This window comes from Alteribacter lacisalsi, from assembly GCF_003226345.1.
In the GTDB taxonomy this organism is placed as follows: Bacteria; Bacillota; Bacilli; order Bacillales; family Salisediminibacteriaceae; genus Alteribacter; species Alteribacter lacisalsi.
Map to the genome: position 1 here is coordinate 96,133 of NZ_PDOF01000004.1, position 19,528 is coordinate 115,660.

The 19,528-nt window shown below is 48.7% G+C and carries 18 protein-coding genes and 2 pseudogenes; 5 read left to right on the top strand and 15 right to left on the bottom strand.

Annotation, left to right across the window (positions count from 1 at the left end; all coding sequences use genetic code 11):
- The first annotated feature begins 174 nt into the window (after positions 1–174).
- Positions 175–1,020 (top strand): LysR family transcriptional regulator, encoded by an 846-nt coding sequence (locus CR205_RS18705; RefSeq protein WP_110521679.1) that lies wholly within the window; start codon positions 175–177, stop codon positions 1,018–1,020.
- Here the strand turns inward: CR205_RS18705 and CR205_RS20625 are convergent.
- From CR205_RS20625 to CR205_RS18740, 8 genes and pseudogenes are all read right to left on the bottom strand, one after another.
- The gene (locus tag CR205_RS20625; RefSeq protein WP_236634912.1) at positions 1,017–1,490 is read right to left on the bottom strand and encodes a GNAT family N-acetyltransferase; all 474 of its coding nucleotides are present in this window, start codon (positions 1,488–1,490) and stop codon (positions 1,017–1,019) included. The genes CR205_RS18705 and CR205_RS20625 overlap by 4 nt on opposite strands.
- Before the next feature lie 54 nt (positions 1,491–1,544).
- A pseudogene (locus CR205_RS20630) lies at positions 1,545–2,201 on the bottom strand (alpha/beta fold hydrolase); the annotation flags it as partial.
- Between the two features lie 3 nt (positions 2,202–2,204).
- Positions 2,205–2,996 carry an alpha/beta hydrolase gene (locus CR205_RS18715; protein ID WP_161524836.1) on the bottom strand — a complete coding sequence of 264 codons (792 nt, stop codon included), beginning with the start codon at positions 2,994–2,996 and terminating at the stop codon, positions 2,205–2,207.
- A 16-nt stretch (positions 2,997–3,012) separates the two neighbouring features.
- Positions 3,013–3,846 (bottom strand): GNAT family N-acetyltransferase, encoded by an 834-nt coding sequence (locus CR205_RS18720; protein ID WP_236634913.1) that lies wholly within the window; start codon positions 3,844–3,846, stop codon positions 3,013–3,015.
- A 15-nt stretch (positions 3,847–3,861) separates the two neighbouring features.
- Complete coding sequence (locus CR205_RS18725; RefSeq protein ID WP_110521683.1) at positions 3,862–4,050, bottom strand: hypothetical protein; 189 nt, start codon at positions 4,048–4,050, stop codon at positions 3,862–3,864.
- A gap of 23 nt (positions 4,051–4,073) precedes the next feature.
- Positions 4,074–4,784, bottom strand: a complete 711-nt coding sequence (locus CR205_RS18730) for a class I SAM-dependent methyltransferase (RefSeq protein WP_110521684.1) — start codon at positions 4,782–4,784, stop codon at positions 4,074–4,076.
- A gap of 16 nt (positions 4,785–4,800) precedes the next feature.
- Positions 4,801–5,421: an NUDIX hydrolase gene (locus CR205_RS18735; RefSeq protein ID WP_110521685.1), complete on the bottom strand. Its 621-nt coding sequence runs from the start codon at positions 5,419–5,421 to the stop codon at positions 4,801–4,803.
- Positions 5,422–5,676: 255 nt separating this feature from the next.
- On the bottom strand, positions 5,677–6,363 hold the full coding sequence (locus tag CR205_RS18740) for an AIM24 family protein (protein ID WP_110521686.1): 687 nt from the start codon (positions 6,361–6,363) through the stop codon (positions 5,677–5,679).
- Between the two features lie 674 nt (positions 6,364–7,037).
- On the opposite strand from CR205_RS18740, the gene CR205_RS18745 reads away from it, so the two are divergent.
- From CR205_RS18745 to CR205_RS18755, 3 genes are all read left to right on the top strand, one after another.
- On the top strand, positions 7,038–7,643 hold the full coding sequence (locus CR205_RS18745) for a hypothetical protein (protein ID WP_110521687.1): 606 nt from the start codon (positions 7,038–7,040) through the stop codon (positions 7,641–7,643).
- 153 nt (positions 7,644–7,796) lie between these two features.
- Positions 7,797–8,375, top strand: coding sequence for an MEDS domain-containing protein (locus CR205_RS18750; RefSeq protein ID WP_161524837.1), 579 nt, complete (start codon positions 7,797–7,799; stop codon positions 8,373–8,375).
- A 26-nt stretch (positions 8,376–8,401) separates the two neighbouring features.
- Positions 8,402–9,130 carry a DUF3784 domain-containing protein gene (locus CR205_RS18755; protein ID WP_110521689.1) on the top strand — a complete coding sequence of 243 codons (729 nt, stop codon included), beginning with the start codon at positions 8,402–8,404 and terminating at the stop codon, positions 9,128–9,130.
- A 45-nt stretch (positions 9,131–9,175) separates the two neighbouring features.
- Here the strand turns inward: CR205_RS18755 and CR205_RS18760 are convergent, their stop codons facing one another.
- Positions 9,176–12,412 carry a carbohydrate binding domain-containing protein gene (locus tag CR205_RS18760; protein ID WP_236634907.1) on the bottom strand — a complete coding sequence of 1,079 codons (3,237 nt, stop codon included), beginning with the start codon at positions 12,410–12,412 and terminating at the stop codon, positions 9,176–9,178.
- A gap of 716 nt (positions 12,413–13,128) precedes the next feature.
- On the opposite strand from CR205_RS18760, the gene katG reads away from it, so the two are divergent.
- The gene (gene katG / locus CR205_RS18765; protein WP_110521690.1) at positions 13,129–15,312 is read left to right on the top strand and encodes a catalase/peroxidase HPI; all 2,184 of its coding nucleotides are present in this window, start codon (positions 13,129–13,131) and stop codon (positions 15,310–15,312) included.
- 93 nt (positions 15,313–15,405) lie between these two features.
- Here the strand turns inward: katG and CR205_RS18770 are convergent, their stop codons facing one another.
- From CR205_RS18770 to CR205_RS18795, 6 genes and pseudogenes are all read right to left on the bottom strand, one after another.
- Positions 15,406–16,011 carry an ABC-2 transporter permease gene (locus CR205_RS18770; protein ID WP_110521691.1) on the bottom strand — a complete coding sequence of 202 codons (606 nt, stop codon included), beginning with the start codon at positions 16,009–16,011 and terminating at the stop codon, positions 15,406–15,408.
- Complete coding sequence (locus tag CR205_RS18775) at positions 16,004–16,870, bottom strand: ABC transporter ATP-binding protein (protein WP_110521692.1); 867 nt, start codon at positions 16,868–16,870, stop codon at positions 16,004–16,006. The genes CR205_RS18770 and CR205_RS18775 overlap by 8 nt, the downstream gene beginning before the upstream one ends.
- Positions 16,871–16,875: 5 nt before the next feature.
- Positions 16,876–17,247, bottom strand: coding sequence for a GntR family transcriptional regulator (locus CR205_RS18780; protein ID WP_110521693.1), 372 nt, complete (start codon positions 17,245–17,247; stop codon positions 16,876–16,878).
- Between the two features lie 297 nt (positions 17,248–17,544).
- Positions 17,545–18,063 carry an NUDIX hydrolase gene (locus tag CR205_RS18785; protein ID WP_110521694.1) on the bottom strand — a complete coding sequence of 173 codons (519 nt, stop codon included), beginning with the start codon at positions 18,061–18,063 and terminating at the stop codon, positions 17,545–17,547.
- A 206-nt stretch (positions 18,064–18,269) separates the two neighbouring features.
- Positions 18,270–18,605, bottom strand: a pseudogene (locus CR205_RS18790) (VOC family protein).
- 384 nt (positions 18,606–18,989) lie between these two features.
- Positions 18,990–19,457, bottom strand: a complete 468-nt coding sequence (locus CR205_RS18795) for an NUDIX hydrolase (RefSeq protein WP_110521695.1) — start codon at positions 19,455–19,457, stop codon at positions 18,990–18,992.
- Between the last annotated feature and the right edge of the window lie 71 nt (positions 19,458–19,528).

A 19,528-nucleotide genomic window follows, 5' to 3' on the forward strand; every position in this document is an offset into this window, starting at 1 on the left:
AGGCTGCCGGCCTGGCTCACTGCTGACCGCAAGTCAGCGGCGCTGCATGAAGAAACTTTCTCCCACGCACCTCTTTCACTCTCGACTTAAGTATATTCCGTGTGTCAGAATAAAGAAAATACATTTTATTTATACTTTTGTATAAATAAAACTTATACATAAGGAGAGCTGAAGATGAAAACTGATGACTACCGCCTCCTCCTCGCAGTTGAGGAAGCCGAGACGATTAAAGGAGCGGCGAAAGCGCTGCTGATTTCCCAGCCTGCCGTCAGTCTTCGTCTGAAACAGATTGAAGAGCAGTGGGGAGAAAGCATTTTTATAAGGACACCGAAGAAAGTCATGCCGACGCCTGCAGGAGAGCGGATCCTCGCTTTGTGCCGAAACATTGTGAATCAGGAGACAGCTGTCCGGAATGAAGTTTCAAGTATGAAAGGGACCGTCAGCGGCACCTTGTCCCTTGCCGTCTCATCGGTGATCGGACAATACGTTCTTCCACCTGTTCTGGAAAATTACATGACCGAATTCCCCCAGGTAAAGGTGGACCTTGTGTCCGGACTCAGTGAACAGCTTCGCTCAAGCCAGTCAGGCGCTCACGTTTACCTTCTCCGCGGAGAAAAACCCCGAAACGGCGAAAAACTGATGGAAGACCGCCTCTATCTGATCGACCGTAAAGGTCTTACGAAGCAGAACAGGCCGCTCATCGAATTTCAGAGCGACCCGGCTTTTCATACTTCTGTTCACGACTGGTTGATGGAAGCATCCCCGGTCACACCTTCCAGAAAAATCAAGGTGGATCAGATCGAAACGTCCAAACAGCTTCTGCTTCACGGAATCGGCATGGCTGTACTGCCGGAAACGGCCATCAATGGAATCGACCGCACGGAATACGACTTCATCCCTCTGCAAATGAACGGAAAGAATCTGACCCGCACCACGTGGCTCGCCGCTTCCGAGGCAGCCCGCAGCCTTCCGCAGGTTGATGCGTTCCTGAAGTGTCTGTATGAAAAACTGCATCATTAGAGATCCATCGAGAGGCGGATCATATCACGGCACCTGATACCATTCTCTGTAATAGGCTCCGGGTAGTGACGAACAAAGAAATCCCTGTCCACCCCGGTAATGGTAAAGCCGCACTTCTGATAGAGAGCCAGCTGTCCCACACTGGAATTACCGGTGCCGATCTCGATTGTATGATATCCCGACCTCTTCGCTGTCTCGATGGCGTGCATGACAAGCTGTCTGCCAATGCCCTTCCCTTGCCTGTCTTCAGCCGCCGCAACGTTTACAAGCTCCACAGTCTCAGGCCTTGTCGGCAGCAGCACGTACACACCGACAGGCTCCTGAGGATCTCCACACAAAGCCACATACGTTTCCCCGCGCTTTGTATAGGATTTGACGATCTGCTCGGACGGATCGGCAAGCAGAAGCAGGTTAATGGGCAGCGGCTCATCATCTTCAAGTTTCCGAATGTGAACGTCCTGCGTTTCCAGTTGATCGAGAAAGCCTGTGATTACGCGCTTAAGCTCACGATCTTTTTGAAGCCAGATGAAATGACCGGCGCCTGCAATCTTTCTGTATGAGCTGCGGGGCACGAGCCTTGCAACCTGCTCTACCGGCCAAGAAGGCCGGATGTCTTCTTCTCCTGTAACAAAAAGGGAAGGTATTCTGGTGCCGGCGATCTCACAAAGCAGTTCCGGACGTTTAATAAATCTGCGCCAGTCCGTCAGCAGGGAACGGTGAACTTCGGGGCTGTGTGGAAATTGGAATGCCGGTTCTTCTTCAAGATTTTGATCACGTCGCTCTCTGTAAGCCGTCTTCCAGTCCCGGTCGTTCTGCACGCCGGTTGCGGAGATAGAGATGAGTGCCTGGACCCGTTCCGGTTTTTTAATCGTATACGCCAGTGCGAGGTCACCTCCCCATGAATGCCCCAGCACTGTCCACTTTTCAAAACCGCAGTTTTCACGAATGGTTTCAAGGTCGCCGACCGCTTCATCCAGTCCGTAACCGCCCCCGCCACCGGAGCGGCCGCACCCTCGTGCATCTACCGCAATGACTCGGCAGCGGCCGGCTAACATCTCTGCTGCCTCTTCAAGATAAAAACAGTCCCCCGGGCCGCCGCTTAAAAGAACAACCGGCACACCTTCTCCGGCAGATGCGGTCCAGAGAGGACCGTTTTCGGTTTCTATGTATCTTTCTTTCATAAGTTACTCTCCCTGCTCGTCATATAGGTATTTTAGTACATCAGCAAACCTCGCCCGCCAGTCGCTTTCGTTATGTGTCCCACCTTCAATTTCCAGGTAACGGTGATCTGTTCCTTTTTCTGCGAGCAGCCCGTTGACGGCGCGGTTTGACGTGAGATAATTCCCAGCTGTAAACGCCCCTGTTACCTCTTCAGTTCCGATATCCAGATAAAGACGCTCCAGTATGCTCAAATCGCTTTCCTCTGCCAGTTTTTCCGTGTCTTCCTGGGCGAGCCAGAAGGCACCGGACAGGGATGCTGCTCTTTTAAACACGTGCGGATACCTGCACGCAGCACAGAGGGAGATCAGCCCGCCGGCAGAGCTGCCTGCCATAGCGCTGTCACCAGGATCAGTGCGGAAAGTTTGGTCAATGAGCGGTTTGACATCCTCAACAATGGACGCCAGATAGCCCCATCCTTCCCCTCCGATTGCCTCCTGTTCACCTATGCCCAGCTTCCGGTTTACCGTCTTCGGGCTCCTCCATGGGCAGTATTCGCGGTAACGGGCAGTCCCATCCCCATCGGGATTGTTGTCAATCGCCACTACCAGAACGTCAGCCCCGCTTCGCCTTACCTCTTCATGGACGTGCCAGCCGCCTCCTCCGAACACATCAATTGTGAAAATGTTCTGTCCGTCATGCATGTACAGTACCGGGTAACGGCGGCTGTCTGATTCATAGCTGTCCGGCAGCAGCACCCGGATACGGCGATTGCGGCCGAGCCTAGTCAGCTTAACGTTCATCTCAAGAATCCTCATGAATGCATGCCTCCTTTCACCTATTATGTTCCTCAAAAATGATCGTCGCGCCACACACGCTTTCATAAAATGCCACCGGACCTGCTTCACTGATTACGGCATACCGATATCCTTCTTTCTGCATTGCTTCCAGACAGGCAAAAAGCAGGCTGGTCCCTGCTCCGCTCGACCTATTACCCTGTGAGACGCCCATCGGGCCGAGCACACCTTTTTGTTTTTGATGAGCGTCATATGCCGCAAACCCGGTGATTCTGTTATTTTGTTCCGCTTTAAAGAGGGTGACCGGCGTCTGCGTAAAGGCATGATCAACCGCTTCCAGCCAGCCGTCACCGAATTGACTTTGAACGAAGGAGCGGACAAGATTATGCTCTGCCTGCACCGCTCTCCTTACATCCGTGTGCGGCCGGAAACTCTTTTTGTGAAGGGGTACAATCATGTCCCTCGGCGCTGACACAATCGCCAGAATCTGCTGCCGATCATCCTGCGTGAGACAGTTTTTCAGTCTATGATCCTCTGATTCCAATACCGCCCGCATCACGTGTCCTTCGTTTAACACGTGCTGGTCGTAACGAAGTCGAAGCTCTTGTGCACGTGTAAACACGGTTTTTGTTTCCGTTCCGCCTAGAATGCTGAGTTCCCCGATCCGCACACCGGATGGCGCCGCGCTGATATTTTCGGCTGCCGCGAGCCGTTCAGAAAGATCCGGGAACGTCAGATACAATTCGGCAAAGACACCGGTGCGCTCCAGAAGCGCCCCCGAGAGCAGATCGGCAGGCTCCATCATCCGCTCCGCTCTGCGGGCTTCCTCTTCCCCGAGTCGGATTATTTTCTTCAACCTCCCCGTCATCATCACCTTCCCACCCCCTTATCTCACAATCAGTAAAACAAAAAAGAAACAGACGAGCGCGACTGCCACGGCTGCCCCACGGATGATGTATCGCTTTCTTTCTGTTATTTCGGGCCGGTTGTTCTCCAGCCATGCCGGATAAACAAGCCCGAAGATCCATAGAGAAACAACGCCAGCTGTTAAAAGAAGTCCGGCTAACAGCTTCATTGCCTCTTTCCTTTCAAGTGGTTTTATTCCTTTGGTTTTTCAAACAACCCTGCTATAAGCCCCTCTACACCAAACACTGCCGGTTCTTTTGAGAGGCGCATCGGCCGAATTTCGATTTCAGTGAAGTCCCTGAAAAGCTGCCGCAGTTTCTCTTCCGTAAATCCGAGTCCTCCTGCCATGCTTCTGTTTTCATACACTTCCTCATCGGACATGGAAGAGCCTCCGAGCGGTCCGTTTTCACAGAAGCAGGTTAGGGCGAAGCGGCCTCCAGGTTTAAGCGCTCGTCTCACAAGTGATGTGTAGGTTTCCCGACGGTGGGGCGGGATGTGATGAAAACAGCCTGAATCGTATACGAGATCGTACGTCTCAGCTTCTACTTTGAGCGTATAAAGGCTGTCGTGAATCAAGCGGACCGGCAGATTATCTTTTTCCGCTCTCTCCGCCGCCCAGCGGAGCGCTTCAGCAGAACTGTCTACGGCATCTACCGTAAATCCGCTTCGGGCAAAGTGAAGCGCATTCCTTCCCGGCCCGCAGCCGAGTTCCAGCACACGATCCGGCTTTACTTTTCCGGATTCAATGTAATCCAGAATGTTTTCATCCGGCCTGTCTGCAAAAAACGGTACCGGACGCTTCCTGTCTTTGTAAAACGCCTCCCAGTCAATCGGCGGCTCTTCTTCCAGCCAGCTGTCGAGCATATGTAAAACGTCTTCTGTACTGCGGATCATGGTTTCCATCTCCCTATCTTTTTAATCAGTCAAAATAGGCCGGGCTGTCCGGATCATCGTAATATTGAAACAGGATTTTGATCTGCTCCTCGGTAATTCTTGAATGGGAGAGAGAAGGCAGCTTATCCTTTTCAAAAAAGCACACTTCGCTCGTTTCCACGCTGGGAGTCGGTGTGCCTCCATCCAGGCTGCAGAGGATGAATATTTTGTAAGTGTGGTAGGCGGATGGCGGGTGATTGTGGCACTTTTTATCCATCACCGCAACGAGCCGCTGCGCCTGAACGTGATAACCTGATTCTTCCCTGACCTCCTTCACCGCTACTTCTGCCGGCGTAAGTCCGATATCACCCCAGCCGCCAGCCAGCGCCCAGCTGTTATCGCTTCGCTCCTTCACCATCAGAAGCTTGGCGTCTTTAAAAACGACAGCTCTGACGTCCACTTTCGGAGTCTGATAGCCTGTTCCCCCCGCAAACAGATCTTTAATTATTGGAATCGGCTCATCTGTAAAGCCTTCGAGCATTTCTGTGCTGATCTCCCGAATCCGCTCAAAGCGCCCGATATCAAATTGATCCTTTGAATAGGTGAGACCGGACTGGGCGAGAGCCTGCAGCTCTTTTGCCAGCGTCAGCCGTTTGGGTTCTTTCATTTAATTCCTCCTGCATGATGTATTTTTCTCCACATAAGTGTCCCCTTGAATTTATCCGCGATAAAATCGATTTATCCGCTAAAGTTGCGATATATCAGCTAAATAATGGTTTTATCCGCTAAAATTCTGAGATATCCATCGTCACCCTATCTGCTCATACCAGGCATCCTCGGTCCTCTTCTTTTTCTTCGCTTCCCGAACCACCTTTTCCTCCATAAAAATAAGACGGCCCACACCAGGCCGTCTCATTCCTATTTATTCTTTCATCGTGCCTTCAAAGCACGGCTGGACGATCACAAAGCCCCGTCCTTCAAACTCCATCTGGATCGATTCGCCGCTTCCCCGGCCGAGAAAGGTCTTATAATTAACGTCTGTTCTGAACTCCGGCTCAAGATCACCGGACCAGGCGACGGTTGCATTGGGATCGGTACGGACCGGTTTGCCCGGCTCCACCATTAACGTCAGGGGCTCATAGTAGGTCGTAATCGCGATACGGCCCCGTCCCTCAAGGAGGATATTAAAGAGACCGCCGGACATCATTCCGGCTACTTTCCGCATCATAAAGATGTCCCAGTCCACAGTCGGCTCAAAGGCGAGCAGGTCATTGCCGTTTACCCGGATGCTTTCATTCTGAAGGTCAAGAATCGTAATTTTTTTCCCCTGGTCGGATAAAAACAGGTTTCCTTCTCCCGATGCCTTCATCAGTTCACTGCCTTCATTTGTGAACGTCTTTTTGAACGCCCGGCTCGCGCCGTGTTCAAGGAGTCCTTCTCTTTCAAACTTCACGTCTCCTGTGTAGGAGATCATGGCACCGGTCTTTGCCCAGAGGTCGCCGGAAAGTGCCACTTCAAGGATTCTGTCCGTTTCAAGGTGGAAAGTGTCTTTTGCAGCTTCTCTCTTTTTCGTCTGTTCCACAAACTCCTGTACCGATTGTTCGCTCATGTGTGTCATCCTTTCTTTTAATCTGGAAGACTTTCATGTCAGCTGTAAGATATTTTCCTTTTTGGTATTCCCTGTGAAAATGGATCTAAACACTAGTGGAACTTATGAACCAGTCCAGCTTGGAAGAGGGATTAGAGGGGTTCAAGTTTGTTTACGGCCCTTATTCTCTGTTTAAGGGTTTTATTTTTTGTTTGCGGCTCTTATTTTCTGTTTAAGGGTTTTATTTTTTGTTTGCGGCTCTTATTTTCTGTTTAAGGGTTTTATTTTTTGTTTACGGCTCTTATTCTCTGTTTAAGGGTTTTATTTTTTGTTTTGCGGCTCTTATTTTCTGTTTAAGGGTTTTATTTTTTGTTTACGGCTCTTATTTTCTGTTTAAGGGTTTTATTTTTTGTTTGCGGCTCTTATTTTCTGTTTAAGGGTTTTAGCCTTTTTTTCCACCTAAAATGAGTCATGCACCGGGACTTCTGCCGATCTACAATAATTTCAGGATTGTTCTGGGATTAAGAGAGGATCGACAGTGGTTTCAGGCCAGGTGTTTTTCCATGCATTAGTCCCATAAAAATTTTTCTGCCATAGTTCCAAAGCCGAAAGAAGTGATGTAAAATTAAAAACTGACGGAACTTTTAAACGATTTAATCCGTAGACGAAGGATAACGAATTCGAGGATGATAGACATGCTTTCAAAACTGACATTACGAAACGCCGATACAGGAAGAATCGCTCCTTTTTTTATCGTTTTCAGTTTCATCTTAATAATCTCCGCGGTGTTTATTCCGATCGTGGCCGTCATGATAATCCAGGACGTGCTGTTTTTTTCACGTGATCACTGGATATTTATCCGCCCCACGGCTGCCTATGTGGTTTTCGGAGCCGGCATGGTCTGGATGGCCGTGGTTCTTCTTTCGACCCTTTTTACGAAAATGTGGGCAGACAGAGTGGAAAAACCGTACCGCCTGACTTTTCTTCATATGGTTCTTTTTCTTCTCGCCATCCCGGTGTACGCGTATGCCGTTATGCACTACACCTACCTTGACGATCACGGAGCCCATACGAATCTGCTTCTTTCCAGTGAAGAGAAAACGATTGCCTGGGATGATGTAACGGAGGTCTACCGTGAAGTTGATCCTGAGACGAACCGTATTCTTTCCTACACGTTCAGTGACGGCGAATCGGACATTTACATCCCCTTTCGTTTAACAGATACAGAGCTTCGTTCACACGTCCGCCAGGTCGTTAACAGCTACGAACTTGATGTGACAGAAATTGAAGCAGCCGGATAACTTCTATATGTAAGCGCACGCCTGAATTGGGAACGTGCGCTTTTGGGCGTCCGACAACAGACCCATTCTCAGGGAGATATTTTACTCATATATTGTTCCGAACGCCCAAAGCCAGTAATCAAAACCTGTATTTTCCACAAGGAGGCTACATTTTTGCAGAAAAAACTTCTATCTTACTTGAAATCATTTAAAGAAAACGAAGGCGGCCATGTTCTGTATACGTTCGAGGAGACGGCAGTCAGTCTCAGCCATGCAGCCACGTTTATTGAAGCCGCCGCAAAAGCCGGAGACCCTGTCGCTGTGATTGAAAGCGAAAAAAACATTCCTTTTCTGTATACGAAACTGAAAGGTCTCTTAACTGAAGAAGAGTTTAAGAACGTCCATTTTATTAACAACTTCTCCTACTACATGTCGAACGGCAACTTCCACCCCCCTACGGTTGAAAAACATTTTGCCCGCATTGTGGACCATTACTTCCATGAAGATGCCACCCTGCATACGTGGGCCCGTGTAGAGTGGGGAGACGAAGCAACGGCTTTTGAAATGATTGCCGATTTCGAAGATAAGGCAGACCGGACGGTGTCAGGCAGAAAAATGATCAGTGTGTGTGCCTATGACAAAAAACGGCTCAGCGTTGACCTGATTAACCGCCTTCGCCCGAATCACCAGTATCACATGAGCGACACAGATTTTACGATAAGTCTGGAATACAACCCGGCAAAGGTGAAATAAGCGGGTAAAGAGGGAGGGCCGGACGGATGATCGCAGCCGTATATATTCAGTTGTTTGTGTTTCTCATGATCTGGGGCGGAGGCTATCTGATCTATAAAAAGAGAATGTACGGTCTTCTTTCAGGGTTCAATACCAAGTCCGAAGAAGATCAGGAACGGCTGATTGAAGCGGGCTTCCCTCAGGCGTCAGGCAGGATGCTCATGAACACAAGCTATATCCTCCTGGCCGGCGCTGTGATTGCTCTTTTCGGCTGGGTTGAAGAAGCCGTCCTTTTGAGCTGGGGTGTCTGGCTGGCTGTGCTGTTTGGCCGCGCACTCTTTTTGAACCGCATGAACAAATCCCATACACAGAAACTGGACGGATTCATAATCATCTTCTCGGCCATCTTCGTGTTTGGAGGTACAACCGCGCTCTTCATTGCCGGAGAAGCGGAAAATGACATTGCGGTAACAGACGGACAAATCGAAGTTACCGGCTGGTACGGGAGTAAGTGGACTGTTGAGGACGTGACAAGCGTTTCTCTAATAGAGACCCCGCCTGATACAAGGATGCGCACGAATGGAATCGCTTACGGGCATCGGCAGAAGGGCCTCTTCCGGGTAGATGAACTGGGAAACGGGAGGCTCTACCTTTTCCGGAACCACCCGCCCTTTCTGTTTGTGCAAACAGAGGATGATTTCTTTTTCATCAATTCAAGAGATGAAGAACGGACCCAGGCCTGGTATGAAGAAATTCGTTCCATGACTGAAAAATAGCGAATACCCGCACCTGTTTAAAGGGCGGGTATTCGCTATTTTAATTTACTCTTTTTCTTCAGCTAGCGCCTGGAGGGCACTTTCAGACATTACTTTCAAAACGCCTGCGGCTTCTTCTTCAATATGCCCTGAATCACTCTCCAGGTGATCCAGGTACTTTTCAACAAAGTGCTCAGCCTGCTCAAGACGGCCCGCACTTTCATGATGCTGCGCCTGTCTAAGTGTGTTGACCAGCTTGTTTGTAAGCGGTCTGCGCACATCACCGGAAGCGAGGTACTCATTCATCGTCTCTTCAAGCGCCAGCAGAAGTTCTGCAGCAGAAGGAAGCGGCTCGTCGTCCTCGTCCTCTTCCTTAGGCTCACCGGCAAGGTAGTCCCTCACGCCCTGAACCTCTACACGGATGTTATCAATGACCACGTCATGAGTCGCTGATATCTGCTCATCCAGTACGTTGCCCAGGAGGAACAATAACCCGACCTGATCATCTGCGCTCATTTCAAATTCAAACGTAAAGGTTTCCACCTCATCGGTCAGCTGAACGATTTCTTCAAAGTGTCTGTAATAGCCTCCTGCCGGACCATTATCCAGTACGACTTCAATGGAGCGGTCAGCAGTCGAGCTTGCATCAAACTCAACAACATAAGTCTGTCCTTCATTCAGGCTCAAATCCGGCTGGAAGAGCTGAATGTCCCACGGGTTGGCACCAGTGTGTTCAATGCTGATCCGCGCTTCCTCATTTTCTCCGCTGAATACAGCCTGCGAATCGCCGTCCCAGTCGCCCTGAAGATGTGTGCCCCATTCTTCAAGACCGTGAGAAAAGTCGCCGTTTTTAAGCGGGAAGTATTTCTCCCGTTCGCCTTTCACTTCAAAGCGGACGTTGCTCACCGTGACATCGTGAGGAGCTGCCTCAACCGCCCCGAGAAGATACTTGAGTCCGACATTGTCATCTTCAGTGACCGGAAACTCGAACGTGAATGTTTCCAATTCTTCTGTTAAAGCGATTTCCTCTGACAGGTAGCGGTAATATGACGCATTTTCCACTACAGCCTCAATCGTACGTTCCACTGAGGATTTTGCATCAAACTGCACTGTATACGTGTTCCCTGCTTTCACAGGAAGGTTATCCTGAAACAGCATCAGATCCCACGGATTGGCTCCTGTATCCAGAACAGAGAATACGCCTTTTCCGTTTTCCACTTTAAAGGACCCTGCAGAGGAACTGTCACCGTAATCTCCCTGTATGTGCGTATCCCAGTAGGCAGATCCGTTGGTAAACGCCCCGTTTTTAAGCGGGAACGCCTCGCTCAAAGGAACATCCATATCATGGTCGGAAATCCGGTACATTTCAATATCATCCAGTACCACATTGCTGTCACTGCCGCCAAAGTAGAATACAAGCTGTCCTGCTGTATCTGTCACTTCAGGCATGGTAAATGTAAATGACTGGGAATCCTGTGAATCAGAGAGCTCCATCGTTTCCTGATGATATACATCCTGTCCATTTTCACTCAGTAGGGCAACCGAAATGTCTCTCACCGCTGCCGATCTTCCGTTAAACTGCAATTCATACTCAGCACCGCCAAGCAGGTTCATCCCGAACTGACGAAGGGATACAGCTTCTGCAGCCTCGCTGCCGTCAGTAATATCGACCTCAATTTCTCTTGCAACCGGGTCAACGGAAGCTTCAGCGTCCGCACCTTCACTGGCAAAATCCCAGAAGGTCATCCGGTCCATTCTACCCTGATCAAAGGTGCCGTTATACACGTGGTTGCCGTTCGCCAGCGGCCGCTTTGGCGCTGTTTCGTTGTATGGATCCTGCGCTTCCACTTCCTCGAGAACAACGTTGCCGACCCAGACACTGTTCGTATTCAGCCCCAGGTTATATTCCAGACGGGCAAGTGCGTCACTGTCGTGTTGCATCTGGAACGTCATTTCATAGGATTCAAGATCCTGCGTTAATGCAAAATCACGGCTTGGGGAGTAAGCGGTGTAGCCTCTTTCCGGACCGCCCCCGAGCTTCACATTCATTGTGCGGTCTGCTGCCGCTTTCGCATCAAAGCTCAGCTTGTACCATCTTCCTTTGCCGAGCGTTACGTTCTGGATCAGCTGCACCGCGTAAGTCTGTGATCCTGCCGCAGAGATATCCACTTTTGCAAACGGCTCGCCGGTCACATCTTCTACAGCCGCCGCTGCATTTCCGTTAAATTCATTTAGATGAACGAGGTTCCAGAAATCATTTGTCCAGTCATTCTGCAGATCGTCATTGGTTTTAATATTTGTGAATCCTTCTTCAAAAGCAGGATCGTAAACATAGTTTCCATCGATCGCTTCCTTTGCCCCTTCCGGAAGCTCCTCTGCTTCAAATACCGGCTCCACAGGATCCATGTAATCCCGGCCTGTGAGTTCGTATGCTTTCACATAATCAACGACAACATCACCAGGAAACGGTGTTGTGCCATCGGGATCGCCGCCGTACCATCCTCCTACAGCAAGATTTAGAATCAGATAGAATTCCTGATCAAAAGGTGCCGGGTAGGAGAACTTTGCAGGGTTCCCTGAACTGGTCGTGCTCCAGTTGTTAAGTGACTGATACAACTCGCCGTTTACATACCAGCGGATTTCCCCTGGTTCCCATTCGATGCTGTAAACGTTGAAGTCAGTAATATCCGTACCTTCCGGGAAATAGTAATCTTTTGCCGTATAAGTATTGTTCGGCCATTCTCCCCCGTAGTGGATCGCCCCGCCGATGTGGTCCGGTCTGCCGCCTGCCGCTTCCATGATGTCAATTTCCCCCGAAGCAGCCCATCCGCCGTATTTATCGTCTTCAGGCATCATCCAGAATGCCGGCCAGTAACCCTGACCTTCAGGAAGGGCCATTCTTGCCTCAAACTTCCCGTACTTCTGGCTGAACTTTCCCTGGGAGTGTACTTTGCCGGATGTATAATCGTACGTACCTGTCTCGTCGGAAACCGTTTCCTCCCGTCCTTCCAGGATGAGCTTTCCGTCCTCCACCCTTACGTTATCCTCCTGATAGGACTGAAGCTCCTCATTTCCCCACCCGGGAACCCAGTTCCCGTTCGCGTCATAAAACCCGTTTCCAATATCTATCGTCCATTTGTCAGGATCCAGTTCATCTCCCTCAAACTGATCCTCCCAGGTAAGCGTCCAGTCATCGTCAGATGTTTCTGCGCCCTGCTGTCCACTTCCATCAACCTTGTTATTAAATAAAAAAGGCATAACGAGCATAAAAGACATAACCAACCCAATTGTTTTCTTTATCATAAGTTTTTCGCCACCTTTATGTTTTTTGACCTTCCCCCGGCTGGAACTTCTGTCCTCCTTTTAAAAATTTCATGGAATTATATTTACGAAAGCGCTTTCGTTTTACTGTAAAAAAGACAGCAGTTACTGGCTCATTAACCCCCCGGCTGTTCAGCCGAACCTTCTAGCCATCTGCGAAAGCGCTTTCGAAATTACCATTAAAAAAATTGCACGTCTGTTTCAAATGAATTTTATCCCGAATGCAGAATCTTGTCAATCGCACATTCCGAATAGTCTGATATCTAAAATAGTCCTAAAGTCCTTATCGTTCTTTTCCCGCTTCCTCCTTTTATGCACTGTAAAAAATTCCTGCTGCTGATGTTTAAAACGAAGCAGATAATGGTAAATTAATGTTTGGGAGGTGCTAATCCATTAACGGGTTTATGTGACGTGACACGGTGATCTCTGCTTCATATGGACCTGAGCGGGAAGTAGGAAATGAAGAAAATTGAATCTATTTGACTAGTTTCTTTTTTCAACGTTTAAGAGGATCCGGCACTGCTCATTTAAATTTTTATAATTTTCTGCCTCTTCAAGAGCAATTTACTTTTTATTTGGCTAATAATTTATTATAATTATAATGTAAGAATCGATATTGTCTCCATATTCAGTTTCGTACCATGCAAGGCAAGTATATTTGCTGCTTACTCTTCTCAAATCAGAAAGGAGAATTACGTATGGATCAGAATCAGAACGAAAACGCAGGACAATGCCCTTTTACAGGAAACAGCGGTGAAAAGCCTACAAAGCCGCGGTCAAACAAAGACTGGTGGCCGGATCAGCTTGAGCTTAATGTTCTTCACCAGCACGACACGAAAACAAACCCCCTAGGTGCAGATTTTAACTACGCCGAGGAATTCAAAAAGCTTGATTATGATGCACTTAAAAAGGATCTTCATAACCTTATGACAGACAGCCAGGACTGGTGGCCTGCTGACTACGGTCATTACGGTCCGTTCTTTATCCGTATGTCCTGGCACGCAGCCGGTACATACCGTATGGCGGACGGCCGCGGCGGCGGCGGAAGCGGCTCCCAGCGCTTTGCTCCCCTCAACAGCTGGCCGGATAACGGGAACCTGGACAAGGCCCGCCGTCTCCTCTGGCCAATTAAACAGAAATACGGCAACAAGCTCTCCTGGGCTGACCTTCTCGTTTTTGCAGGTAATGTGGCGATTGAGTCCATGGGTGGAAAAACGATCGGTTTCAGTGGCGGACGCGAGGACATCTGGCATCCTGAAGAGGACGTGAACTGGGGTCCTGAGGAGGAGTGGCTCGGAAATAACCGCTACTCCGGCGAGCGCGACCTTGAAAATCCACTTGCAGCCGTTCAGATGGGTCTCATCTATGTAAACCCGGAAGGCCCGGACGGGGAACCGGATCCGAAGAAAAGTGCCTTTGACATCCGTGACACGTTTAAGCGGATGGGTATGAACGACGAAGAAACCGTTGCTCTTACAGCCGGCGGCCACACATTCGGTAAGGCCCACGGTGCGGTTGACCCTGAAAACATGGCTGATGAACCGGAAGGCTCAGTCCTTGAGCACCAGGGCTTCGGCTGGCATAATAAACACGAAACCGGACACGGCGCTTTCACCATCACAAGTGGTATTGAAGGGGCCTGGACACCGACACCTACAAAATGGGATATGAGCTACTTTGATCTCCTGTTCGGCTATGAATGGGAGCTTACGAAGAGCCCGGCCGGCGCGTACCAGTGGGAGCCAGTCGATCCGGATGAGGATCACATGGCACCCGATGCCCATGACCAGTCCAAAAAAGTGAAGACGATGATGACGACTGCAGACATGGCGATGCGTGAAGATCCTGAGTACAACAAGATCTCCCGTCGTTTCTATGAAAATCCGGACGAATTTGCCGACGCGTTTGCCCGTGCATGGTTCAAGCTTCTTCACCGTGATATGGGACCTCGCGACCGCTATATCGGACCGGAAGTGCCGGACGAGGAATTCATCTGGCAGGATCCGGTTCCTAAAGTTGACTACACACTCTCAGAATCGGAAATTGACGATCTTAAAGCGAAGATTCTCGATTCCGGCCTTTCTGTAAGCGAGCTCGTGAAAACAGCATGGGCTTCTGCCAGCACGTTCCGTAACTCGGACAAACGCGGCGGCGCAAACGGCGCCCGCATCCGCCTTGCACCACAGAATGAGTGGGATGCCAATGAGCCGGAACAGCTGAAGAAAGTGCTTTCCGTTTATGAGGATCTCCAGAGCGGGCTCGATAAAAATGTCAGTCTCGCTGATCTGATTGTACTCGGCGGAAGTGCTGCCGTTGAAAAAGCGGCGAAGGATGCCGGCATGGATGTTAAAGTGCCGTTTACACCGGGCCGCGGTGACGCCACTGCCGAGCAGACAGATCAGGAGAACTTTGAAGTACTTGAGCCGCCCGCAGATGCTTTCCGTAACTACCAGAAGAAAGAGTACTCCATTAAACCGGAGGATCTGATGGTGGACAAGGCGCAGCTGCTTGACCTGACGGCCAAAGAAATGACCGTTCTTATCGGCGGTATGCGTGTTCTCGGCGCCAACCACAGCGACACGAAGCACGGCGTGTTTACCGACCGCGTCGGCACGCTCACGAACGACTTCTTCGTGAATCTGCTCGACATGGGCGTGGAGTGGAAGCCGAAGGACGACGGCACCTACGAAGGGTATGACCGTAAAACCGGCGAACTGACGAACACAGCTACTCGCGTAGACCTGGTGTTTGGTTCACACTCTGTTCTCCGTGCCCTTGCGGAAGTGTACGCACAAAACGACAGCCAGGAGAAGTTTGTGAATGACTTTATCTCCGCCTGGGTGAAGGTCATGGATGCCGATCGGTTTGACGTAAAAAAATAATCATTAGTAAAACTGTAACAGGCACCTCTCAGCTGAGAGGTGCCTGTTTGTGTGTGTTTGAATTGTTTTCACCAAACAGTTAACCGTGTGCACTTAAAATGCTTTCTGCTGATAAATAAAATGCGTGATCCCCCACGAAACAGCATAGAGTACGGTGATGATGACCGCGCCTCCCGTGTATATCGCCGTGGTGGATAAATTCATAACAAACTCCGTAACCGCGGTTAAATGGTCAGCCCCGAAAATCACCACACGCGGTCCAATAAACGCTAAAACCAGAAAGCTTATGAGGACGCCCGTTGAAATATGACCTGGCTTCAAAATATAAAATAATGGAAATGTACAGGCCACAAATATGAAAAACAGCCCTGCACCAATTGCAATATCCGTAAGTGTAAACGGATTATTGAAAATAAACATAGCCAGGCCTGCCAGGCCAATGGAAATGATCATATATATGACAGCCCCAATGTAACGCGAGGCGATAATTTCCGTCCGTGTATAGGGCAGGGAATTTAATAAGATGTTTGTCTCCGCTTTTTCATCGTACGCATAGGTGTTAAAGGGAATGAAAATACTGGCCACGAGAAAAGTTAAAGCCGGATGAGTATCCATGATAATAAAGAACAGGATAAAAGGAATAAAAATCAGCAGCTGTTTTTTCTGCAGGATTAAATCGCGTCTGATCAGATTAAACATAGCTCTTTCCTCCTTTCAGATAGTACATAATGTCTTCCAGCGAAGCCTGCTCAATGACAACCGAGTTCCCGAACGTATCCTCCACGGCCTGAACATTATCTGTAAGTGCTTTAAACCCTGTAGACGCCCGCTGGACACGGACAAAGTCCTTTTCCGTGTCCCGGTCAAGAAGCTCCAGTCCGCCCTTTACCAGCGCATAGTTTTCAGCTACCTCGTGAATTGACTGGTTAAATACCAGTTCCCCATTCTGCATAAAGGCAATGTAATCGGCAATACGATCCAGGTCAGATGTTATATGCGTGGAGAAAAAAATAGTGCGGCTGCCATCAACCATCAAATCCTGCAGCAGATCCATCAGATTCCGTCTGAAAATCGGGTCCAGCCCCGCTGTCGGCTCGTCCATCATAATCAGCTCTGCGTGGTGGGATAACGCGATCGCCAGTGACGCTTTCATCTGCATTCCTTTTGAAAACGTTTTGATCGCTTTATTGAGAGGCAGCTCGAACTGGTCCACGTACCGGTAAAATACCGCATCGTCCCAATGCTTATAGGCCGGTGCCACAATGCGCCTGATATCCTTTAAGTTCAGTCCCTCGAAAAACACGTTGCCGTCGTATACAAATCCGATCCGTTCCTTGATTGCCTTCTCATGTGTTTTGTAGTCCATCCCGAACATCCTGATTTCCCCTGATTCCGGTCTCAACAAATTCATCATCATCTTAATCGTGGTTGATTTTCCGGCTCCGTTCGCTCCGATAAAGCCCGTAACAAAACCCTGCTTCACCTCAAGATCAATATTATTCACGGAAAAACCCTTAAAATTCTTCGTGACATTTTTTAATTCAGCCACATTCTCCATCCCGTTCACTCCTCGTATAAAATCTTCATCAGCTGCTGAAGTTCATCCAGTGACAGTCCAATTTCCCTGCTGTTTGTAATCACCGCACCAAGCTGTTCTTCAATCACTTTGAGCTTTTTTTCCCGTATTACCTCCAGATTCTGCTCTGCGACAAACGATCCTTTCCCGACAATGGAATAGGTGAATCCTGCCTTCTCCAGTTCCTCATAGGCGCGTTTCGTCGTGATCACGCTGATCTGCAGATCCTTTGCGAGCTGCCGTATGGAAGGCAGCGCCGTTCCCTCCTGGAGCTCCCCTGATAAAATATACGATCTAATCTGACTCGTTATCTGTTCATAGATCGGCTCTTTTGAACTGTTGGAGATAGTGATTTGCATGCCAATCCCTCATCTTCGTTTATTTAGAACAGCCTTCTCATCACGGACCGGGGAATCCTGAAAACAGTCCTTATGTGATGAAACGGTGTTCTGCTTAGTCTTTCTTGTCTTTATATAATGTATATATACTATATATACATTATATACACATACAGAAATAGTGATCAACCCCTTATTTTCAAAACTGAAGCTAAATCCTAAACAAATACCCCCCAGACAAATGGTCTGGAGGTTGGTTTTAATAGAAAAGCTTTTCATTTTCAGAGTAAACTCTTTCCCTTCAGAGATCGCTCTGTCTTACTGCTCGTGTGTTCCAAACCCATTCCTCATATCAAACAATAAACGAATTATTGATTCACGGTACGGAATAAATACTCCTCTATTAATCCATTCAATGATAGTTTCCTCCGTAGCCCACACTGCCTGCTGCACTTCCTCTGTCGGGAGCGGAAGATCATCAATGTCAGCCTCCGTATTCAGCAGATAGTAATCATCAAAGCCATTTTCAAAATTAATCGTCAGAGATGGTCTCTCGCTGCGGAGGTCGAGCGTTAATCCGAGCTCTTCTTCCACCTCCCGCCCGGCAGCTTCCTGACTTGTTTCTCCAGCGAGGGCACTGCCGCCTACACTTATATCCCACAATTCCGGCCAGTTGTCACGGTCAGACTGGCGCTGCTGGATCAGCATCTCTCCTTTTTCATTAAAGAGGCATACGTGGACAACCAGATGATAGGCGCCATCCTCAAACTCATTGCCCCGGATCATCTGGTTGCCGGTCACCTGTCTATGCCGGTCATAAACATCCCACTTTTCCATAGCGATTCTCCCCTCCTCTATCTTTATTGATTCTATCATTGTGACTTCCGGCAGCGAAGGAGAATGACTCCCGATTAAAATGTCTTCATTTCAATCTGACAAACCAGGATTGTGGAAAGTACGTATAAGTCTACGGCCGGCATATTTGGCTATCATGGTCTGCCACAGTATCGATTTCAGAGTAACGGTTAAGTCCTCCTTCCTCACTACCTTCTTTCCATCACCGCAAAATAGTTGTCTTCTTCATCCGCAAAGTTGAACACCCTTCCAGAAGGTGTCTTCACGATCTTCCCGACGGTAATATCTTTTGAGGAAAAGGTGTGATACAACCCATCAAGATCATCTGAGAAAAACATGAGTGAGGGAGTCCCAAGGTTTAATTCCGGACTAATTTTGGCTATTTTTTGCTTGTCATGCAGGACAATACTTGTTTTGCCCTCACCGGTTGGGGCAATTTCGATCCAGCTCATCCCCTTCCTTTTCTTCCGCTATCACATGAAAACCGGCTTTTCTGTCCAGAACCTCTTTGCCTCTTTCTTCAGTAAACTTAACCCCTTAAGGGAAAAACCTGTAGCGCTATCTTCTTTTTTCTTTCGATCCAAAAAAAACACCCCTTTAAAGAAATATCAAAGGGGTAAAAGAGCACATTTTTCAAATCCACAGAAAACTGTTCAGTTACTAATTCGTTGTTAATTTTTTTCTCAAGGATCTGTTAAAGTTTGTTGGTGATTTCCGCTCACTGCGCTCCCTTTCCGCGGGCACCGCTTCAGCCTCCTCGGGGATAACACCCTGCGGGGTCTTCAGCAGGCGCTGTTCCCACAGGAGTGTCGCGCGTTCGCTTCAATCAATGATAGAAAAATATCAACATTATGCTTTAACAGAGCCTTTCTCAAAAAAATAACACCCTGTTTCTCCATACCTTCTTTTCATCGGTCATCTATCACAATATGGCCTGGCTGTTCAGGCAATGATCCTAATGCTGTTCTAAGGAAGGCCGGTTTGACATCGATGTCATCAAGCTGTTCGATTGGAAACCACCTGTAGATAAGCTTCCTGCCTGTTTCAATTCCATTGAATGACACCTCTTTTGCCAGCGGTGAAATTAGCGTCATCCGGTAATAAAACCCGATCTCATGAAAGGTCTCTCCCTCGTAGTCAAAGAAGTTTTCAACCATCCAGAGTATGGTCCCTGCTTTCATCTTCATTCCTGTCTCTTCATGCATCTCTCTTTCCAATGCATCCTGTGATTTCTCAGAAACTTTTACTCTGCCACCAGGCAGAGCCCAGAATGGATCTCCTTCTGCTTTATGTAACAGAACCTTGTTATCTGCTGTTAGCACACCGGCCACCCGGAAATTGAATTTTCCGTTACCGGTAGTAAAGACTGCATCCATTGCCTGATCACCTCACTATTTTCTATCATAACGTAAAACACCCTTTCGGACTCGATATGAATCCGAAAGGG